The sequence below is a fragment of the Corynebacterium sp. MSK071 genome (assembly GCF_030232125.1).
GTDB classification, from domain to species: Bacteria; Actinomycetota; Actinomycetes; order Mycobacteriales; family Mycobacteriaceae; genus Corynebacterium; species Corynebacterium kefirresidentii.
Genome location: NZ_JASPJA010000024.1, coordinates 1 through 3,811, shown reverse-complemented (window position 1 = coordinate 3,811; position 3,811 = coordinate 1). Strand labels below are relative to the sequence as shown.

Here is a 3,811-nt window from a genome sequence, read left to right as displayed (position 1 = left end):
GAGAATACGTTGTACTTCCTTCCGCCGGAGACTCAGTCTGGTCTTTTGGGCTATACCGTGTGGGGCCAGACGGTGGAAATGAATTCGCCGGAGTACAACCTATCTGGTGCAGGCCAGATTGCGGTCGGCGCGTGGCGTGAAAACGACCCGATGGCCTATTGGGTGCGCGCTAACTGTGCTGTGCAGCCCATTTTGACGAATCCGAATATGGCCATGGTGGCCCACGTGGTTAAGCCGGGGCCGTCGAAGAAGACTGGCCGTAGCGCTAAGTAGTCCTGTTTGGGGGTTCACGTGGACACGTACTGCACGATTGACGACGTTACTGACCGTTTAACCATTGAGCCGGATAAGGACGATAAACGCCTTATTGTGGCGATGGTGGAAGAGGCGACTGTCGCTGTTGATGCTTACTTGGGTAAGCACTTTGATAGGTCAGTTCCGGCGGCGGTTCGTGTGGTGTGTGCCCGTGTGGCTGCCCGAGCCGTGTCTCGTGGCTTATCGTCTGCTCCTGTGGGGGCTGAGTCTCAGTCGTTTACTGCGGGTCCGTTTTCGACGAATCAGAATTTTGGGTCGAATTCGAATGCCGGCGGTGTTTTTCTAACCGCTGAGGATAAGCGCATGTTGCGTTCGGTTGGGGGTGGTCGTCGTGGCGCGTTCACGGTCTCACTCTACTAAGTCGGGGTATCCGCTTCCTTTCCGCGTGCAGGTTCGCCGGCGTGTGGATTCTAGGGAGGATTCTTTCGGTAATCCGGTAACCAGATGGGGTGGTCCTCAGGTTGTGCGGGTTGCTGGTTGGTCTATTGATCAGTCTGCTGAGCATGGTCCGGATGATAAGGATATTCGTCGTGTGGATTGGGCTGGGGCGTTGTTTGCGATTCCTGGTGATGTATCTGCCGGTGATGTCATCCACTTGGGTGGTGTGGATTTCGTGATTGCCGATGGTGGGCATGATTTCACGCACGGACCGTGGTGGGACCCGGGTTTGGCGGAGTATAAGCTGCGTATTTTTGAGGGGGTTGAGCGTGGCTGACAGCTTTAAGTTCAAGATGAATCACCAGTTTTTTAATCGCGTGCTCAAGGAATCATCGGAGACTAAGCATCTGGTTGATAACAAAGCCGAGGAGTTCCGCTCGAAGGTCGGCGAACACTACGTCGTCAAGGAAGCGGAACCTGGTCATCGTAGGTGGCGTGCGCTTATCGTGCCGACTCCGTATGACTGGGAGGCCTACGGTCACGAGAAAAAGCATAATGCTTTGCAAAAGGCCGTAGGCGCCTACCCAGTCGCGTCGAAGTCACCGAAGAAGGGGGCTTAAGTGATGCGGCATCCGTCTGCGATTGTTGTCTCATGCTTAAAGCGGTGGCTTAAAGGTTCCGAGTTCGACGGAGTGTATGTAGCGACCAAGGTTCCGGATGAGCTTAATGGTCCTATGGTTCGGGTTGATGCTGCTGCTCCTGACCGAGAGACACCGGTGACGGACCGCACTCGCATCATGCTGCAGGTCTACAGCACCGACGATGAGTACTGCGTGGACTTACTGTCGGCCTGTCTGGAGGGTATGGAGGTCTCCTATCGCGCGGAGGGGGATATTTTGGATTGGGATACTGATACCGACCCGTATATTTTCCCTGACCCAGATAGACCATCTGCGGTGCGGTGGCAGGCTGGTGGCACATTGTGGACAGCGTTAAGTTAAGTAATTTTCATGTATAATATGTGGTAACTGCCCTGCTTGGGGTGGTTACTCGGGGTAAAAAAATTTGGGGGAATTCGCATGTCACGTATGCGACAAAACATTGTTGTCGGCGCGCCCGAGGTCAAAAGCGGCGGCGCCGCATGGATTGGCATGGCGGGCATCAACCCGCTGCAAACGCCACACTCTGCCTCTGTCAGGGTGGCTGCACTGCCGGCAGTCAACAAATTCAGCCCGGCTGGCTACATCAGCGAGGACGGACTCACCAAGACTGTCGACCGTGACACCGAAAAGGTCATGGACTGGGATGGTGACACCATGGCAGTGTTGCAGTCCAACCACTCGGTGCAAATCAAGTGCAAGTTCCACGAGATTGTCAATTCTCATGTGGCCACTGCTGTTATGGGCGAAGGCAACTTCCGTTCCCGTCATGATGGACGAGCAGTCCAGATGATTGACAACGCGACGGAGACTCCCTATCGCTCATTCATCTTTGACATTCACGGCGGCGAAGACCTGAAGGGACGCCTGTTCATCCCGAATGGTCGCGTCACCGAGCTCGACGACCAGGTGTTCTCGCGAGGAGAAGTCGTAGGCTTCGACGCCACGATTGAGTGCTTCCCGGATGAAAAGGGAAACAACCTCTACACCTACATTGACCGCCGCAACGTCAAGAAGGATGATGATGACCGCTTCCCAGATGATGGGCTACCGGTTGTATCCCTGGCAGAAATTGAAGACATTGTGCGCAATGCCTTGAATAATCTGCCTATCTCTCCAGACCTTGTTGCTGGCCTATTCTATTCACTCATTGATGGAAAAGGCGGCCTGGACTTGGAGTTCATCGACAAGCTGGCCCGGCACTTAGCGCCGCTCGATGGTGTAGACGATGTGCTACAGCTGTTGTCTGACTTGGTTCAAGGCAAGGACGCCACCACGCTGATTAAGGACGTGGAAGCACTACCGTTTACGCCGCTGAATCGTCACAATCGTTGGGCCCAAGCAGTTGTAGACCTGCTAACCGGCTCCGGCGGACGTCAGACTATCGATGACTTGACCGGCGGCATCATCTAACCAATATTCGGGGAATTTTTCGAAACTATTTTTGGGGGTATATTTCATGGCTGATAAGGATAGCCTGCTTTCTCAAATCACTAACTCCATCCGCGACCTGCAGCAGCAGGGCGGCGTGGAAAAGGACACCGCCGATTCTCTTACCGGCATGTTCTCTAATTTCAACGGAATCATCGACAAGATTTCCGAATCCATTCCGCAGCAGGTCTCCATGCTGGGGCGCACTGTCAAGGACGCCAAGACCCTTGCCGATGACCTCAAGCAGATTCTCGGCGGACCATTGGTCTTCCCAGGCACTGGCGTTCCCTCTGCCATTAAGGGCATCGAAGACGCCAAGACTCGCCTGCACGACCTCGTTGCCGAACAGTTCGGCGATGCTGAAGCTCTCCCAGACAAGGCCGCAGAGCGTGTGAAAGAACTCGCAGAACACGCCGGCAAGGTCGGTTCCGCAGTGGATGAGTTCGTTGGTTCTTCTTACGCTAAGAAGCTGTTCGACGGAATCACCCCGGGCGATGGCTTCCCAGAACTAGTAAGCAAGTTTGACGCTCTTCCCGAGGCTGACCGCAAGAAGCTCACGGACTTGGTCACCGGCATTGGTTCCTCCGCCCAGCCAATCGGTGCTGCCCTCATCAACATTCTGCGCGCATTCAACGAGGACACCAAGGAGGAAAAGTAATGGAATACAAGTACACTGACCGCGATAACTACGGCGAATTCAACCCCACCCACCTCGTGGACCGTCTCGAGTCTGCCGGCGTTATCCCGCACGAACTGGCAGACGCACTCACCCAGGCTTCTAACGCACTGCTGAACCTAGGTGACGATACTCGCGGCGAGGTTGAAAAGGCTGTTTCTACCCTGGTGGGTGAAGCTGAAAGCGGCCAGGAAGTCCTGGATACCCTCAAGGCGAATATTGATACCGCTATTCATGAGCCGGACCCGCTGAAGAAGGTTGCCGACTTTAAGTCCGCGGCTGATGAGCTCGTTGATGGGCTTGAGGGCCAGCTGAAGGACCTTGGTCTGGAGAAGGTCTCTGACCTTTCTGA

Annotated in this window: 7 protein-coding genes and 1 pseudogene; all 8 read left to right on the top strand. The window is 54.8% G+C overall.

What is annotated here, in order from left to right:
- Positions 1-273 (top strand): annotated as a pseudogene (locus QP990_RS11910) (hypothetical protein); the annotation flags it as partial.
- Between the two features lie 18 nt (positions 274-291).
- Entirely contained in the window at positions 292-675 is a 384-nt protein-coding gene (locus QP990_RS11905; protein WP_284799384.1) for a phage head-tail connector protein, read from the top strand.
- A 103-nt stretch (positions 676-778) separates the two neighbouring features.
- Positions 779-1,030 carry a hypothetical protein gene (locus QP990_RS11900; RefSeq protein WP_239208836.1) on the top strand — a complete coding sequence of 84 codons (252 nt, stop codon included), beginning with the start codon at positions 779-781 and terminating at the stop codon, positions 1,028-1,030.
- Positions 1,023-1,313 (top strand): hypothetical protein, encoded by a 291-nt coding sequence (locus QP990_RS11895; protein ID WP_239206718.1) that lies wholly within the window; start codon positions 1,023-1,025, stop codon positions 1,311-1,313. The genes QP990_RS11900 and QP990_RS11895 overlap by 8 nt, the downstream gene beginning before the upstream one ends.
- A 114-nt stretch (positions 1,314-1,427) precedes the next feature.
- Positions 1,428-1,694 (top strand): hypothetical protein, encoded by a 267-nt coding sequence (locus QP990_RS11890; RefSeq protein WP_284799381.1) that lies wholly within the window; start codon positions 1,428-1,430, stop codon positions 1,692-1,694.
- Positions 1,695-1,772: 78 nt separating this feature from the next.
- The gene (locus QP990_RS11885) at positions 1,773-2,765 is read left to right on the top strand and encodes a hypothetical protein (protein WP_284799380.1); all 993 of its coding nucleotides are present in this window, start codon (positions 1,773-1,775) and stop codon (positions 2,763-2,765) included.
- A gap of 46 nt (positions 2,766-2,811) precedes the next feature.
- On the top strand, positions 2,812-3,441 hold the full coding sequence (locus tag QP990_RS11880) for a hypothetical protein (RefSeq protein WP_284799379.1): 630 nt from the start codon (positions 2,812-2,814) through the stop codon (positions 3,439-3,441).
- Positions 3,441-3,811 (top strand): hypothetical protein (locus QP990_RS11875; protein ID WP_284799376.1); only part of this gene is annotated, 371 nt, incomplete at its 3' end. The genes QP990_RS11880 and QP990_RS11875, both read left to right, overlap by 1 nt.

Coding starts and splice junctions, on each gene's coding strand:
- QP990_RS11890 (WP_284799381.1), top strand. CDS start 1,428: ATGGTTCGGGTTGATGCTGCTGCTCCTGACCGAGAGACACCGGTGACG.
- QP990_RS11885 (WP_284799380.1), top strand. CDS start 1,773: ATGTCACGTATGCGACAAAACATTGTTGTCGGCGCGCCCGAGGTCAAA.
- QP990_RS11880 (WP_284799379.1), top strand. CDS start 2,812: ATGGCTGATAAGGATAGCCTGCTTTCTCAAATCACTAACTCCATCCGC.